The sequence below is a fragment of the Streptomyces olivochromogenes genome, from assembly GCF_021538895.1.
Lineage (GTDB): Bacteria > Actinomycetota > Actinomycetes > Streptomycetales > Streptomycetaceae > Streptomyces > Streptomyces olivochromogenes_A.
In genome coordinates this window covers 1-14,589 of sequence record NZ_JADDRL010000173.1, presented here as the reverse complement: position 1 = coordinate 14,589, position 14,589 = coordinate 1, and the positions used below count along the sequence as shown (strand labels likewise).

The window sequence follows — 14,589 nt, the reverse complement described above, 5'->3', positions numbered from 1 at the left end:
AGGCCTCCCACCTTCACCCCGCCCCCCGGCTCCCGCGCGTACTCTCTGCGTACCGCGCGTGGGGAGTTCGCCGTCGTCGACGCTCCCGTGGCCGCCGGTGTCGAGCCCCGGGGTGTCGCGCTGCTGCTGCCCGGGTTCACCGGGAGCAAGGAGGACTTCAATCCGCTGCACGTGGCGTTGGCGGAGCGCGGCTATCGCTCCGTCGCGGTCGACGGACGCGGGCAGTTCGAGTCGGACGGGCCGGAGCACGACGAATCCGCCTATGCGCAGGCCGAGTTGGCACGGGACGTGCTGGCACAGGCGGAGGCGCTCGGAACCCCCGTGCACCTGCTGGGGCACTCCCTGGGCGGGCAGATCTCGCGTGCGGCCGTACTAATCGACCACTCCCCCTTCCGGTCGCTCACGTTGATGGCCTCGGGACCGGCCCAGATCTCCGTCTCCCAGCAGCAGCGCGTGAAGCTGCTGCGGGACGCCCTCTCCGTGATGTCGATGGCCGAGGTGTGGGAGGCCATGCGAGCCATGGACGCGCCGGAGGAGACGGAGACCGGGCAGCTCGACGGCGGTCTCGACGACCGGGAGGACCTGCGGCGCCGCTGGCTGGGCAACAAGCCCGCGCAACTCATCGCCACGGGGCGCCAGTTGTGCGTCGAGCCGGACCGGGTCGCGGAACTGGCCGCCGTACCGCTGCCGTTCCACGTCCTGTCGGGCGCGCTCGACGACACCTGGCCGGTGACGCTCCTCGACGAGATGGCCATGCGTCTGGGGGCCCGCCGGACGGTGATCGAGGGCGCCGAGCACTCGCCCAACACCGACCGGCCGGCGGCCACCGCCCGCGCCATCGCCGACTTCTGGGACCAGGCCTCCGGCCAAGCCGCCGACCAGGCCTCCGGCTGAGGGCGCAGCTCCGCCGGACAGGCCCTAGTACTGCCCCTGCAAGTGCTCCCAGAAGCCGTCCCGCAGGGCGCGGCGCAGGTCCGCCTGGCCGCGCAGGGAGTACTGGAGCAGGCCCTCGGCCTCGACGAGGAGGTCCTGGTCGACGGAGCCGGGCAGGTAGGGGTGGCCCGGGAGCAGTTCCACCAGGGCCTCACGGCCGCGGGAGGACAGCCACTTCGCCGCGATCTGGGCGCCGACGAAGCGGACGTCCTCGCGGGTCGGGCGGTTCGCCGTGGGCTCGTACGCGGGAGCGGTGCGGCGGGAGACGTACGGCTTGAAGAATTCGAGGTCGAAGGTGCGCTGGCTGTCGACCTCCCAGAGCAGCGGCTCGGCCTGGTTGCGGCCCTCGGGTGCCTCGATGCCCCAGAGGTGGACGCGGGCGCCGTACCCCTGCGCGGCCTCCACCGCCGACACCAGGTCCTCGTCGCCGCCGATGAGCGCCGCGTCGCTGATGGCCCGGTGCCGGGCGAGTGACTCCAGGTCGGTGCGGATGAGCGAATCGACGCCCTTTTGCTGGTTGTTGGCGTTGAGGTTGCCCAGGCGGACCTTGACGTCGGGGAGTTCCGCGATGGACTGCTGCTCGGCGGTGTGGATGCGGCGCCGGGCGCCGTCGTACCAGTAGACCCGCAGCAGCCTGCTGTCCGCGAAGATCGTGCGGGCGCGGTCGATGAGCGCCTCGATCAGGCCCTCGGCGTCGAGGTCGAAGGCGCGGCGGTCCTCCGTCCCGGCCACCAGCCGTCCCGCCGCCGCGTACAGATATCCCGCGTCCACGAAGATCGCATGGGTCGAGGGCGTCTTCGCCACTTCGGCGAGCATGCGCTGGAGCAGCTCGTTCGTGCGGTCGATACGGGCCTGGAGGGCCGCAAGGTCGTCGTTCATCGCTTCCATTGTCCCGGCGGTCACGCTGCGAACACAACCGGTCCCGATCAGTCCTACGAGTGCCGCTTACCGGTCAGTAATTAGACGTTCGAAAAATTTCTTTAGCGTAGGGAATGTTTGTAACACGCACCTCGTTGACTAGGACAGAACGAAGCGACGAAGGGAGAAGCCATGCGCTTCGAAATCATGCGACTCGACGAGATCGACGGGACCACCGTGGACAGCACCGTCGTGGACGCCGCCTCCGTCAACCGGATCGTTCAGCAGGCCGCCGCCATCGGGCAGCGACTGTGGATCCGGCCGGCCGAGACCACGGCCTCGTAACAGACGCGGATCACACTACTCACGCCGATCGGCACCGACGCCGGTCACCCCTGACGCGGATCACCGCTGAAGCTTCAGAGCCCCCGCACGGCACCACTGCCGTGCGGGGGCTCTGCGCGTACGAGCGGGGCGTGCCGTTCAGCCGCCCTTGATCACCTGGGTGATGCCGTTGATGATCTGCTGCACGGCGATCGCGGAGAGCATCATGCCCGCGAGCCGCGTCACCAGGACCACGCCGCCGTCCCGGATCACCCGGATGATCAGCAGCGAGTAGCGCATCACCAGCCACAGCACGACGTGGATCGCGAGGATCGCGCACCACACCGACACCTGCGTGGCGACGGTGTCGGCCTTCTGCACGGCCAGGATGACGGACACGATGGCGCCCGGGCCCGCGAGCAGCGGCATGCCCAGCGGAACGAGCGCGACGTTGACGTCCTTGGTCTGCTTCGGCTCGTCCGTCTTGCCGGTGAGCAGGTCGAGCGCGATCAGCAGGAGCAGCAGTCCGCCGGCGATCATCAGCGCCGGAACGGAGACGTGCAGGTAGTCGAGGATCTGATGGCCCAGCAGGCCGAACGTGGCGATGACCCCGCCGGCCACGCAGACGGCCTGGAACGCCATGCGCTTCTGCACCTTGGTGGGGCGGCCGGCGGTCAGGGCCAGGAAGATCGGCGTGATCCCGGGGGGATCCATGATGACGAACAGGGTGAGGAACAGGGAGCCGAAGACGGCGACGTCGAACATGTGTGAACAGGCCTAAGCAGGAAGAAAGGTGGACGTGGGCGCGGGGGGGTAGGTCTCAGGCCCCGCCGGTCCCCGGCACCGGGAACGCCCCGGTCGCCCGCCGGGTGATCTCCCCGTACACCTCGGGGTCCGTCGTGTACGCGCCCAGCGACACGGTCTTGCGGCTGCCGTGGTAGTCCGAGGACCCCGTGACCAGGAGCCCCAGCTCCTTCGCCAGCCCGCGCAGGCGTTCGCGCGCGTCGGCGTCGTGGTCCATGTGGTCGACCTCGATGCCGTCGAGACCGGTCGCGGCCATCTCGGCGATGGCGGACTCCGGCACCGTACGGCCCCGCTTGGCGGCCGCCGGGTGCGCGAAGACGGCGACGCCGCCCGCACCCTTGACCAGCCGGATCGCCTCGAAGGGGTCGGTCTCGTGCTTGGGCACATAGGCCCGGCCGCCGTCGGAGAGCCACTGCTCGGTGAACGCGTCGGACACGGTCGGTACGACGCCGAGTTCGACGAGCGCGGTGGCGACGTGCGGGCGGCCGACGGAGCCGTCACCGGCGATGCGGCTCACCTGCTCCCAGGTGACTGGCACGCCCAGCCCGTTCAGCTTGGCGATCATGCCCTTGGCCCGCGGCACCCGGTCGTCCCGGACCAGCTCGCGCTCGGCGAGCAGGGCGGGCTCCTCGGGGTCGAAGAGGTAGGCCAACAGGTGCATGGAGATGCCGTCGATACGGCAGGACAGCTCGGCGCCGGTGACGAGGGTGAGCCCCTCGGGCAGCGCGGCGACGGCTTCGGCGTATCCGCGGGTGGTGTCGTGGTCGGTCAGCGCGACGACGTCCAGACCGGCCGCGGCGGCGTTGCGCATCAGCTCGGCCGGCGTGTCCGTACCGTCGGAGGCCGTGGAGTGGCAGTGCAGGTCGATGCGCACGACGCGGACTCCAGGCGGTGACGGGGCGGACGGGGACACCTAAGGATAGCGGGGATCCAGGGGTGCCCTGTCACACCCGCAACCGGGATGCGCCCCCTACAACCGACGCTCAGGGTTGCAGCAGTCTCGGGGACAGCGCCCCGCAGGGCACCAGCTCCACCTCGGCTCCCGCATCCCGCAGGTCCGTCAGCACCAGCTCGTCGTACATCAGCATGCCCGTCTGCTCGGGCCAGACCACCGCCCACAGCCACATCCCGAGCGCCTCGCCCGCGAAGACGGCACGGTCGACCGGGCTGCCGGAGACGTGCCAGAGCGGGGTCGGGCGGCCGGCGGCCAGCACCTTGGCCTGGGGCGGCTTCTCGACGTTCATGTACGGCCCCGGGTCCGGGCCGTCGAGACCCGCATAGCGAGCGCCGAGGCCGACGCCGAGCTCCTCGGCGACCAGGATCAGCTCGCCCATGCCGCCGAGCGGTCCGGGTCCCGAGCAGGCCACGGCCGTCGCCCGGCCTCCGCTGCGGTCGTCACCCGCGCAGGCCACGCCCGTGAACAGCCAGCCCACCGGCAGCGGCCAGGGCATCCACACCGGCACCTGCGTGCGATGCACCACGACGCTGAGGGCCTCGACGCTGGGCGGGATCACGGGCTGTACCGGATGCACGGTCCCGTGCACATCGCACTGCCACGAATCGGCGAAGAGTCCGGGAGCCCTGACCCGGCCACCACACTTCGGGCAACTGGGTTCGCCCCTCATAGGGCTCCACGGTCCTACCCTCGCTCGCCCACGTCAAGGACGATCACCCGTCCGGACGGAACCGGGTCACCCCGAGAAACTAGATGCGTCCTGCATCAATCGCCGCGGCCGATCCCGGTCCCGCCGTCCATCGTCCAGGGCCTCGTCGGCATCTCGGACTGCGTCGGCCGGCCGGTCGGCCACCGGGCGGGCCAGGGTCCCGCTCGCCCTCCGTACGGCCCAACGCCACCGCCTTTGCCAACTGACCGATTCCGGACTTGCGTTGGTGAGATCGGTCACTCCGGGCTCAGTCGAGCGGTACGGAACCCCGGACGGGGTCCCGCAGATCCGTGCCGTTCGTGAGCCAGCGCTCCTGGAGGGCCTGCGCGCCGTGGACGCGCTTCCAGGCGGCCTCGTTCGGGGTCATCGGCAGCAACGGCAGGAACCGTACGGGATCCATCGGCTCGTCCAGCTCCAGGTCCTCGACCAGGCCGCCCGGTTCGGCGACCAGGACCGAGGTGAACGGAGCGCCAGGCCACAGCGGGTCACCCACGTCCAGGGAGGCGCCCGGGGCCACCACCACACCCTCCACCTGCGGGGACGCGGCGAGCACGGCGAGCGCCCGGAGCACCTTGTCGGTGTCGGCGCCGCCCGCGCGCACGGAGAGGACCAACTCGGCGCGGGGGCCCTTGACGGGCTCGGCGAGCATCGCCGTGGGGTCCGCCATGGGGTGCGCGGACATGCCCAGGGTGGCGTAGCGGACGATGTCGCCCTCCTGGAAACGCAGCACCTCGATGCGGTCCGTACCGAGGAAGGTGACCGCCGCGCGCGCGGACGGTTCACCCAGAGCGGTGCTCAACCGAGCCTCGACAAGGGGAAGAACATCAACCATGCGGTGAGCATAGAACTCGTCAGTACCGGGCAAAGGGGCGCCTTGACTCTTCGGGCGGCTGATACTCTGAGCCGGTGGTTCGGGGCAGCACGCAGAAGCGTCGCGATCGAGTTCCGACACCGATGAGACTCCCCCAGGGGGGATGGATCGTCCCTCACGAGGGACCGGCCGGAGGAGGTGGGGCTGCGATGGACCGAAGTCGACCGTGCAGTACCACCCGCTCTTCCTGCCGCTGATACAGCTGCTCCAGCTCGTCTGCCTGGCCGCCGCCTTTCGCATGCGTGCGTGCGCCTTTGTCATCGCACGGAAGAGCACTTCGTTTCGTTTTGCCTGATCTGTCTGATCTGCATCAGAAGCCGAATCAGCAGCGAAGCCCAAGCCCGCCACCGCGACGGTGCGGTGCTCCCCGCTTTGTGGACGTGCCAAACATCCCGCAGTCAGGACGTCCCCATTCCGGGCAGTTCCACCCGTCGAAGCGGACCTCGGTCGCCTCGCTGCTTGTTGCGAAGGAGCCTGCCATGTCGATGATTCGCGACCTGCGTGCCGTGGTCCGTCCCTCCCGTCCGTCGCTCCGCAAGAGCGGTGTACGGCTGGACGCCGGCGCGTACGACACCACGCGCGACCCCTCGACCCCCTCGGCCGTCGTCGACTGCGCCGTGTACCGCGACGGAGCCCGCGTCGAGACGCCGAAGCCGCTCACCCCGCACGAGGCGATGCGCCTGGTGCGCCGGGACGGCGGGTTCGTGTGGATCGGCCTGCACGAGCCGACCGAGGCCGAATTCTCCGGTATCGCCGGTGAGTTCGGGCTGCACCCGCTGGCGGTCGAGGACGCGGTGCAGGCGCATCAGCGCCCGAAGCTGGAGCGGTACGACGACTCCCTCTTCACGGTCTTCAAGACCATCCACTACGTCGAGCACGACCAGCTCACCGCCAACAGCGAGGTCGTGGAGACCGGCGAGGTCATGTGCTTCACCGGGCGGGACTTCTTCATCACCGTCCGGCACGGCGGGCAGGGCTCGCTGCGGGCACTGCGTCACCGCCTCCAGGACGACCCGGAGTTGCTCGCCAAGGGCCCCTCGGCGGTGCTGCACGCCATCGCCGACCACGTCGTCGACGGCTACATCGCGGTCGCGGACGCGGTGCAGGACGACATCGACGAGGTGGAGACGGAGGTCTTCTCGCCGGGCCGCAAGGGCGGGGTGTCCCGCGGTGTGGACTCGGCCCGCATCTACCAGCTCAAGCGCGAGGTCCTGGAGTTCAAGCGCGCGGTCTCGCCGCTGCTGCGTCCGATGCAGCTGCTGAGCGAGCGTCCGATGCGGCTCATCGACCCGGACATCCAGAAGTACTTCCGGGACGTCGCCGACCACCTCGCCCGGGTCCAGGAGCAGGTCATCGGCTTCGACGAGCTGCTCAACTCCATCCTCCAGGCCAACCTCGCGCAGGCGTCGGTCGCGCAGAACGAGGACATGCGCAAGATCACGGCCTGGGCCGCGATCATCGCCGTACCGACGATGGTGTGCGGTGTGTACGGCATGAACTTCAAGTACATGCCCGAACTGCACTGGAAGTACGGGTACCCGGTCATCATGGGCATCACGGTGGTCCTGTGTCTCGGGATCCACCGCACGCTGAAGCGCAACGGCTGGCTGTGAGCACCCGGCCGGGCCGGCCGGGTGCCTGGATAGGCTGGGCGCATGACAAGCGAGCTGCTCGACCAGGCCCTCGTCGAGGAGGCCACGAAGAAGTCCGGCCTCATCTGGGTCAAGGGCGCCGGTGCCCCCGCCGCGCGTGCGCTGTGGCACGTCTGGCACGAGGGCGCGGTGTGCCTGGTCGGCGACGGGCCCGGGGAGCAGCCGCTGCCCGGGCTGACCGACGGCGGCTCGGCCGAGGTGACCGTCCGGAGCAAGGACAAGGGCGGCCGGCTGGTCACCTGGCCGGCGTCGGTGTCCGAACTGCCCGCCGGCTCCCCCGAGTGGGAGGCGGCGGTGGCCGACCTCAAGGCCAAGCGGCTGAACGCGTCGGACGGCGAGGCCATGCCGGAGCGCTGGGCGCGTGAGTGCCGGGTGGTCCGCCTGACGCCGACGGGCACCTCGGCGCCGCTGCCCGACACGGCCCTGGTCGAGCCGCCGCTGCCGTCTCCGGCGACGACCCGCCGGCCCATCCCCGCGGGGCTGCCGCGGCTGCTGTTGAAGCGGCGCAAGCGGAAGTAGCCGCACGCGGCCCGGCCGAACGCGACCGGAGGGGCGGAGCTTCCTAGGACGTCGGCAGCTGCTTGCCGTAGTCGACCGTCTCGTTCCCCGGGGGCTTCTTGACGGTGAAGTCCATGCCCCACTCGGAGAAGCCGAGTGTGCCCGCGCCGCCGGCCCGGACCAGGCGGAGCGGATACGGCTTGCCGACCAGGGAGACGTCCAGCGTGCCGCCGGAGCCCTTGTCGCCGGTGATGCGGATGGTGCGGGTGCCGGACTGCTCGTGGTGCCCCTCGGTGGCCAGCTTGCCGTGCAGGGTGAGCAGGCCGGCCAGGAGCAGGTCCTTGTCCGTGAAACCGCTGAACTTCTTGTACGCCGGATCCCCCTTCGGCACCTTCACGTACTTGCCGTCGAGCTTGCCCGCGGCCGCCTTGTCCGAGCCCTTGCCGCCGGCGGCGCCGTCCTCGTGGCTCCAGAACTCCGCGTCGGCCTTCAGATACAGCTGCTCCCCGACCCGCAGCAGCTGGAAGGTCGCCCCCTCCGCCGTGACCGAGCCGATGCCGCCGTCCTGCTTCAGGCGCATGTCGAGCTTGTAGGTGTGTCCGCTGGTGACGACCGTGCCGGACAGGTGCACCGCGGCGACGGAGTCGGCCGCCGCCCTGGTCTTGCTCTGGATCTTGTCCGGCGCGAGCTTGCCCACCCCGTTGGTGCCCGCGTCCGGATCCTCCTCGTCACACCCCGTGAACGCCACCGTTCCCAGCACGACCAGCGCGCACGTCGCGGTCAGCGCCACGGCGCGGCGCATTCGGCCCTGTGGAATCGCAGTCACTGGTGGGGCTGCCTCTCTGACGGGTCCTGACCGGCGTACCGCAGCGTACCGGGGCCGCCCGCGCCGAACGGAGCCAGTCCGTCCGGACCGCTCACCAGGACGCATCGGATCGGTACGGGCTAGCCTGAACCCCACTGAGCGGGCAATTCGGAACAGGAACGCGATAACAGGCCACACACCGCACTCCCGCACGTGAGAAGGAAGCACAGCCATGGCAGCCGGCGCTCCCCGGATCTTCGTCTCGCACCTCGCCGGTGTCGCCGTCTTCGATCCCGCCGGCGACCAGGTGGGCCGGGTGCGCGACCTCGTCGCCATGCTCCGCGTCGGCCGGCGGCCCCCGCGCCTGCTCGGCCTGGTCGTCGAACTGACCACCCGGCGCCGCATCTTCCTGCCCATGACCCGGGTCACCGGCATCGAGTCCGGCCAGGTCATCACCACCGGCGTGGTCAACGTCCGCCGTTTCGAGCAGCGGCCCACCGAGCGGCTGATCCTCGGCGAGCTCCTCGACCGCCGGGTCAAGCTCGTCGAGACCGACGAGGAGGTCACCGTCCTGGACGTGTCGGTCCAGCAGCTGCCGGCCCGCCGCGACTGGGAGGTCGACCGGGTCTACGTCCGCAAGGGGAAGAAGGGCGGGGCCTTCAGGCGCGCCAAGGGCGAGGCGCTGACCGTGGAGTGGTCCCAGGTCACCGGGTTCTCCCTGGAGGAGCACGGGCAGGGCGCCGAGAGCCTGCTCGCCACCTTCGAGCAGCTGCGCCCCGCCGACCTCGCCAACGTCCTGCACCACCTGTCGGCCAAACGGCGGGCCGAGGTCGCCGCCGCCCTCGACGACGACCGCCTCGCCGACGTCCTCGAAGAGCTGCCGGAGGACGACCAGATCGAGATCCTCGGCAAGCTGGCGGAGGAGCGCGCGGCGGACGTCCTGGAGGCCATGGACCCGGACGACGCGGCCGACCTGCTCGCCGAGCTCCCCGAGGCGGAACAGGAGCGGCTGCTGAGCCTGATGCGGCCCGACGACGCGGCGGACATGCGGCGCCTGATGTCGTACGAGGAGCACACCGCGGGCGGCCTGATGACCACCGAGCCGATCGTGCTGCGGCCGGACGCGACCGTCGCCGACGCCCTCGCCCGCGTCCGCAACGCCGACCTGTCCCCCGCCCTGGCCGCGCAGGTCTACGTCTGCCGTCCGCCCGACGAGACGCCGACCGGCAAGTACCTCGGCACGGTCCACTTCCAGCGGCTGCTGCGCGACCCGCCGTACACCCTGGTCAGCTCGCTGGTCGACGAGGACCTGCAGACGCTCGACCCCGACGCGTCGCTGCCCGTCGTGGCCGGGTTCTTCGCGACGTACGACATGGTGGCGGTGCCCGTCGTCGACGAGGCCGGGGCGCTGCTGGGCGCGGTGACCGTGGACGACGTACTGGACCACATGCTGCCCGAGGACTGGCGGGAGACGGAGTTCCATCTGGACGAGGGGGCGGCGGCCAGTGGCTCCTGAGCGCGAGACCGGTCCCCGTGAGCGTGTCCCGGTGGGCGCCACCGCCGCGGGCCGGCCCCGCACGCCGCGGCTCGACCAGCCGCGCCCGCCCCGGCGCCGGTACCTGCCCGAATGGGACCCGGAGGCCTTCGGACGGCTGTCGGAGAAGATCGCGCGCTTCCTGGGCACGGGACGCTTCATCGTCTGGATGACGATCGTCATCATCCTGTGGGTGCTGTGGAACATCGCGGCGCCGGCCGCTCTGCGCTTCGACAACTACCCCTTCATCTTCCTGACCCTGATGCTGTCCCTCCAGGCCTCCTACGCCGCCCCGCTGATCCTGCTCGCGCAGAACCGGCAGGACGACCGCGACCGGGTCAACCTCGAACAGGACCGCAAGCAGAACGAGCGGTCCATCGCGGACACCGAGTACCTCACGCGCGAGATCGCCGCGCTGCGCATGGGGCTGGGCGAGGTGGCGACCCGCGACTGGATGCGCTCCGAGCTGACGGACCTGACCAAGGAGCTGGAAGAGCTGCGGCGTCACGACGGCCATCCCGTATTCCCGGCAGAACGGACGGAACGGTCACCGGGGCGTGACGCAGACGACCGTTGAGGGGCTACCCGGACGCCCCTCGGATCGCCGTACCATCGTCCTTATGGCTACGGAAGACGCGGTGCGCGAGGCACTGGCGACGGTGAACGACCCCGAGATCAACCGACCCATCACCGAACTCGGGATGGTCAAATCGGTGGAGATCGGTGAGGACGGAGCGGTCGCGGTCACCGTGTACCTGACGGTTTCCGGCTGCCCCATGCGGGACACGATCACGCAACGCGTCACGGAGGCGGTCTCCCGGGTCGACGGCGTCACCGCGGTCTCCGTCACGCTCGACGTGATGAGCGACGAGCAGCGCAAGGAGCTGGCGACCGCCCTGCGCGGCGGCCAGGCCGACCGCGAGGTCCCCTTCGCCAAGCCGGGCAACCTGACCCGGGTCTACGCGGTCGCCTCCGGCAAGGGCGGCGTCGGCAAGTCCTCGGTGACGGTCAACCTGGCGGCGGCGATGGCCGCCGACGGCCTCAAGGTGGGCGTGGTCGACGCCGACATCTACGGCCACAGCGTGCCGCGCATGCTGGGCGCGGACGGCCGTCCGACCCAGGTCGAGAACATGATCATGCCGCCGTCCGCGAACGGCGTGAAGGTCATCTCCATCGGCATGTTCACCCCGGGCAACGCCCCGGTCGTGTGGCGCGGCCCGATGCTCCACCGCGCCCTCCAGCAGTTCCTGGCGGACGTGTACTGGGGCGACCTCGACGTCCTCCTGCTGGACCTGCCGCCCGGCACCGGCGACATCGCGATCTCGGTCGCCCAGCTGATCCCGAACGCCGAGATCCTGGTCGTGACGACCCCGCAGCAGGCGGCCGCCGAGGTCGCCGAGCGCGCGGGCTCCATCGCCGTCCAGACGCACCAGAAGATCGTCGGTGTGGTCGAGAACATGTCGGGCCTGCCCTGCCCGCACTGCGGCGAGATGGTCGACGTCTTCGGCACGGGCGGCGGCCGGACAGTCGCCGACGGCCTCACCCGTACGACGGGTGCGACGGTCCCGGTCCTCGGCAGCATCCCCATCGACGTCCGCCTGCGCGAGGGCGGCGACGAGGGCAAGCCGGTCGTCCTGACCGACCCCGACTCCCCGGCCGGCGAGGCCCTGCGCGCCATCGCGGGCAAGCTCGGCGGCCGCCAGCGCGGCCTGTCGGGCCTGTCCCTGGGCATCACCCCGAAGAACAAGTTCTAGAGCCGCACGGCTTCCACGCCGGCACGGCCACGCAGGCCACGCAGGCCACGCACGCCAAGGGGCGCCGCCTTCAGACGGCGCCCCTTGGCGTGTGCCCTGCTCCGCGAACGTGGTCTCGGTTCGCGGTCGTGCTCGGTGCGCCCGGCGGTCGTACCCGGTGCGCCTAGGCGTAGGCCGCGATGTCCTTGATCATCGCGAAGCCGAGGCCGTATGCGCTCATGCCTCTTCCGTACGCCCCCACGTGCACCCCTTCCTGGGTGGAACCGGCGAGTACCCAGCCGAACTCGGACTCGCGGTAGTGGAAGGGCGTGGGGACGCCGTCGACGGGCAGGGACAGGGTCGACCAGTCGGGGCCGGCGAGGTCGTCCGCGAGGACCCAGGCCGTCTCCGTCTGCTGCTCCAGCCAGTCGTCACGCAGGCTGTGGTCCATCTGGCCGGGCCAGGTGAACGACAGCAGCCCCACACCGGCCAGCCAGGCCGCCGAGGAGACCGAGGTGGCCTCCAGGAAGCCCGTGCCGTCCGCGCTGCGCCGGGAGGGGTTGGCCGCGACGGTGACCACGACCGCGAACTTCTCCCGGGGCTCGTTCGCGGAGCCGACCGCGTACTCGTTCTTGACGGAGGGTTCGTCGCCGTGTCCGATCGAACCGTGCTCGACGGCGCCGTCAGCCGCCGTACCGACCTGCATCAGCCAGCGCGGCCCCGTGAAGGCCTCGTCGAGGCCGTACCACGGGAAGGGCGCCAGCAGGTAGCCGTCGACCGTGCGCCGGGCGGAGGGGAACTGTTGTCCGCCCTCCGCGTCCGGCGCCTGCGCGACTGCCCGACTTGTCGTCTCCATGTGCCCGGACGCCTCCTCGCTCTCGTCGGACCGGGGTGGCCCGCCCCCCTTCGGGCGTACTCGTCCGGTCCGCACAACAACTCGGCAGCATATCCACACCACCGAGGCGGGCAGGGAAACCGCCCGCCGCGTGGGTCGCGCGGAAGGCCGGTTCAGGCCGCACGGGGCGCGTCCACGGTATGAAACGCGTCACGTCCCGGCGCGGGGGCGCACCGGGACGCGCAGTTCGGGGGCGTACGGGTGGAGGACGAAGGGCGTACGACGCTCAGGTGGCGTCCGCGTCGAAGGGCGGACGGTCGTCCGTGCCGGAGTCGTCGGGCTTCTTGGTCATGTCGATACGGCCGCCGGACGAGCCCGAGGAAGACGACGAGGAGGACGACGACGCGGAGGCGTCGCTGTCGCGGCCGTGGACCGCGTCCGTGACCTCGGCCATCTCCTTCTTCAGGTCGAAGCCGTTGCGGATCTCCTTCAGCCCCAGTTCGTCGCCGTCCAGCTGCTTGCGGATGAACGCCTTGGGGTTGAGGTCCTCGAACTCGAAGTCCTTGAACTCCGGACCCAGTTCCTCGCGGATGTCCTGCTTGGCGCTCTCCGAGAACTCTCGGATCTTCCGGACCGTGCGCATGACGTCCTGGATGACCTTCGGGAGCTTGTCCGGACCGAACACGAGCACGGCGAGCACGACGATCGTGACCACCTCTAGCGGTCCTATGTCATTGAACACCTGAAGCTCCTTGCGATGTCCTCGGTCGGTTAACGGTACCCGGCGCACCTGTCCGACCGGTACCGTCCCGAGGTGTCCGTGTGGGTGTAGGGCACCGGTTTTTCGCGTTGTTTGCCTTGTGGGACCGTGTGCCGGGTTCTGTCCTGTGACGTTTCCGTCAGTTGCGGTCCGACGATCCGAGCACCAGCGAGACCTCCCGCGGCCTGCCGTCGCGCTCCACGGTCAGGCGCAGCCGGTCGCCGGGGCGGTGGGCACGGGCCCTGACGACCAGCTCTTCGCCGGTGTGGACGCGGGTGCCGTCGATCTCGGTGATGACGTCACCCGGCTCAAGACCGGCCCGGTCGCCGGGGCCGCCCGCGATGACGCCGGAGCCGCCGCTCGCGCTCTTGGTGTCGATCCGGGCTCCGTCCCCGCTGTAGCCCATGTCGACGGTGACTCCGATCACCGGGTGGGTCGCCCTGCCCTTGTTGATCAGCTCCTCGGCGACGCGCCTGGCCTGATTGACGGGGATGGCGAAGCCCAGGCCGATGGAGCCCGCCTGGCCGCCGTCCAGGTCGGAGCCGTTGTCCGCGGAGCGGATCGCCGAGTTGATGCCTATGACACGGCCCTGTGAGTCGAGCAGCGGTCCGCCGGAGTTGCCGGGGTTGATGGGCGCGTCGGTCTGCAGCGCGTCGACGTACGACACGTCGCTCCCGTCCTGGCTGCCGCCGCCCTCCCCGCCGGCCGTGATGGGCCGCTCCTTGGCGCTGATGATGCCGGAGGTGACGGTGTTGGCCAGGTCGAAGGGGGCGCCGATGGCCACGACCGGGTCGCCCACCTGGACGTTGTCGGAGTTGCCGAGGGGCAGGGGCGTCAGCCCGTGTACGCCGGTGACCCGGACGACGGCGAGGTCGTAGCCGGTGTCCCGGCCGACGATCCTGGCCTTCGCCGTGTCGCCGCCGCTGAAGGTCACGGTGATGTCGCCGCTCGACGCGGCGGGCTGGACGACGTGGTTGTTGGTGAGGATGTAGCCGCGCGTGTCGAGCACGAAGCCGGTGCCGGTGCCCTTCTCGCCGCTGCCGCTCACGTGCAGGGTGACGACGCTGGGCAGCGCCCGCGCGGCGATCCCGGCCACGCTGTCCGGCGCGCGCCCGGCGGGCGCCTTCCCCGCCTGCGGCAGCCGTACGTCCCCCAGACCGCCGTCCCGCTCCAGATACGCGCCCACGACCCCGCCGACGCCCCCGGACACGAGGCCGATCAACAGGGCTCCGCCGACAAGCATCCTCTTGGCCCGCTTCCGCCGCTGCTCCTTGGTGAGCACGGCCGCACCGGTCTGCTGCAGGGGCGCGGCGCCGCC

16 protein-coding genes are annotated in these 14,589 nt (G+C 70.7%); 7 read left to right on the top strand and 9 right to left on the bottom strand.

The genetic code is table 11. The features are described from left to right. On the top strand, positions 1-894 hold an 894-nt coding region (locus IPZ69_RS43760; RefSeq protein ID WP_235460481.1), incomplete at its 5' end, for an alpha/beta fold hydrolase. 24 nt (positions 895-918) lie between these two features. Here IPZ69_RS43760 and IPZ69_RS43755 read toward each other — a convergent pair. Next, the gene (locus IPZ69_RS43755; protein ID WP_235460480.1) at positions 919-1,812 is read right to left on the bottom strand and encodes an NYN domain-containing protein; all 894 of its coding nucleotides are present in this window, start codon (positions 1,810-1,812) and stop codon (positions 919-921) included. Between the two features lie 171 nt (positions 1,813-1,983). Here IPZ69_RS43755 and IPZ69_RS43750 point away from each other — a divergent pair, with 171 nt between their 5' ends. Continuing rightward, on the top strand, positions 1,984-2,136 hold the full coding sequence (locus IPZ69_RS43750; protein ID WP_235460479.1) for a hypothetical protein: 153 nt from the start codon (positions 1,984-1,986) through the stop codon (positions 2,134-2,136). Between the two features lie 138 nt (positions 2,137-2,274). Here IPZ69_RS43750 and IPZ69_RS43745 read toward each other — a convergent pair whose 3' ends face one another. The 4 genes from IPZ69_RS43745 to IPZ69_RS43730 form a co-directional block, all read right to left on the bottom strand. Further along, the gene (locus IPZ69_RS43745; RefSeq protein WP_235460478.1) at positions 2,275-2,880 is read right to left on the bottom strand and encodes a MarC family protein; all 606 of its coding nucleotides are present in this window, start codon (positions 2,878-2,880) and stop codon (positions 2,275-2,277) included. Positions 2,881-2,935: 55 nt separating this feature from the next. After that, a complete protein-coding gene (locus IPZ69_RS43740; protein ID WP_235460477.1) occupies positions 2,936-3,793 on the bottom strand; it encodes a PHP domain-containing protein in 858 nt (285 codons plus the stop codon). 109 nt (positions 3,794-3,902) lie between these two features. Beyond that, complete coding sequence (locus IPZ69_RS43735; RefSeq protein ID WP_235460476.1) at positions 3,903-4,544, bottom strand: DUF6758 family protein; 642 nt, start codon at positions 4,542-4,544, stop codon at positions 3,903-3,905. A gap of 286 nt (positions 4,545-4,830) precedes the next feature. Continuing rightward, positions 4,831-5,415 carry a suppressor of fused domain protein gene (locus IPZ69_RS43730; RefSeq protein WP_235460475.1) on the bottom strand — a complete coding sequence of 195 codons (585 nt, stop codon included), beginning with the start codon at positions 5,413-5,415 and terminating at the stop codon, positions 4,831-4,833. A 518-nt stretch (positions 5,416-5,933) separates the two neighbouring features. Between IPZ69_RS43730 and IPZ69_RS43725 the strand changes: the two genes are divergently transcribed. Beyond that, a complete protein-coding gene (locus IPZ69_RS43725) occupies positions 5,934-7,067 on the top strand; it encodes a magnesium and cobalt transport protein CorA (protein WP_235460474.1) in 1,134 nt (377 codons plus the stop codon). Between the two features lie 42 nt (positions 7,068-7,109). After that, positions 7,110-7,625 carry a hypothetical protein gene (locus IPZ69_RS43720; RefSeq protein WP_235460473.1) on the top strand — a complete coding sequence of 172 codons (516 nt, stop codon included), beginning with the start codon at positions 7,110-7,112 and terminating at the stop codon, positions 7,623-7,625. 43 nt (positions 7,626-7,668) lie between these two features. On the opposite strand, the gene IPZ69_RS43715 is transcribed toward IPZ69_RS43720, so the two are convergent. Continuing rightward, positions 7,669-8,430, bottom strand: coding sequence for a hypothetical protein (locus IPZ69_RS43715; protein ID WP_235460472.1), 762 nt, complete (start codon positions 8,428-8,430; stop codon positions 7,669-7,671). 211 nt (positions 8,431-8,641) lie between these two features. Between IPZ69_RS43715 and IPZ69_RS43710 the strand changes: the two genes are divergently transcribed. From IPZ69_RS43710 to IPZ69_RS43700, 3 genes are read left to right on the top strand one after another with little or no spacing between them, the layout of a single operon-like run. After that, positions 8,642-9,925, top strand: coding sequence for a magnesium transporter MgtE N-terminal domain-containing protein (locus tag IPZ69_RS43710; protein ID WP_235460471.1), 1,284 nt, complete (start codon positions 8,642-8,644; stop codon positions 9,923-9,925). Then, positions 9,915-10,520 (top strand): DUF1003 domain-containing protein, encoded by a 606-nt coding sequence (locus IPZ69_RS43705; RefSeq protein ID WP_235460470.1) that lies wholly within the window; start codon positions 9,915-9,917, stop codon positions 10,518-10,520. Before IPZ69_RS43710 ends, IPZ69_RS43705 begins: the two co-directional genes overlap by 11 nt. Positions 10,521-10,563: 43 nt before the next feature. Continuing rightward, a complete protein-coding gene (locus IPZ69_RS43700; protein WP_235460469.1) occupies positions 10,564-11,697 on the top strand; it encodes an Mrp/NBP35 family ATP-binding protein in 1,134 nt (377 codons plus the stop codon). A gap of 163 nt (positions 11,698-11,860) precedes the next feature. On the opposite strand, the gene IPZ69_RS43695 is transcribed toward IPZ69_RS43700, so the two are convergent. The 3 genes from IPZ69_RS43695 to IPZ69_RS43685 all read right to left on the bottom strand — a co-directional run. After that, complete coding sequence (locus IPZ69_RS43695; protein ID WP_235460468.1) at positions 11,861-12,532, bottom strand: hypothetical protein; 672 nt, start codon at positions 12,530-12,532, stop codon at positions 11,861-11,863. 265 nt (positions 12,533-12,797) lie between these two features. After that, positions 12,798-13,253, bottom strand: coding sequence for a sec-independent translocase (locus IPZ69_RS43690; protein WP_235460467.1), 456 nt, complete (start codon positions 13,251-13,253; stop codon positions 12,798-12,800). Positions 13,254-13,410: 157 nt separating this feature from the next. Then, on the bottom strand, positions 13,411-14,589 hold a 1,179-nt coding region (locus IPZ69_RS43685), incomplete at its 5' end, for a S1C family serine protease (protein WP_235460466.1).

Excerpts from the sequence above, each read along its gene's own strand:
- IPZ69_RS43745 (WP_235460478.1), bottom strand. The coding sequence starts at position 2,880 with ATGTTCGACGTCGCCGTCTTCGGCTCCCTGTTCCTCACCCTGTTCGTC.
- IPZ69_RS43700 (WP_235460469.1), top strand. The coding sequence starts at position 10,564 with ATGGCTACGGAAGACGCGGTGCGCGAGGCACTGGCGACGGTGAACGAC.
- IPZ69_RS43720 (WP_235460473.1), top strand. The coding sequence starts at position 7,110 with ATGACAAGCGAGCTGCTCGACCAGGCCCTCGTCGAGGAGGCCACGAAG.
- IPZ69_RS43735 (WP_235460476.1), bottom strand. The coding sequence starts at position 4,544 with ATGAGGGGCGAACCCAGTTGCCCGAAGTGTGGTGGCCGGGTCAGGGCT.
- IPZ69_RS43730 (WP_235460475.1), bottom strand. The coding sequence starts at position 5,415 with ATGGTTGATGTTCTTCCCCTTGTCGAGGCTCGGTTGAGCACCGCTCTG.
- IPZ69_RS43755 (WP_235460480.1), bottom strand. The coding sequence starts at position 1,812 with ATGAACGACGACCTTGCGGCCCTCCAGGCCCGTATCGACCGCACGAAC.
- IPZ69_RS43725 (WP_235460474.1), top strand. The coding sequence starts at position 5,934 with ATGTCGATGATTCGCGACCTGCGTGCCGTGGTCCGTCCCTCCCGTCCG.
- IPZ69_RS43695 (WP_235460468.1), bottom strand. The coding sequence starts at position 12,532 with ATGGAGACGACAAGTCGGGCAGTCGCGCAGGCGCCGGACGCGGAGGGC.
- IPZ69_RS43710 (WP_235460471.1), top strand. The coding sequence starts at position 8,642 with ATGGCAGCCGGCGCTCCCCGGATCTTCGTCTCGCACCTCGCCGGTGTC.
- IPZ69_RS43750 (WP_235460479.1), top strand. The coding sequence starts at position 1,984 with ATGCGCTTCGAAATCATGCGACTCGACGAGATCGACGGGACCACCGTG.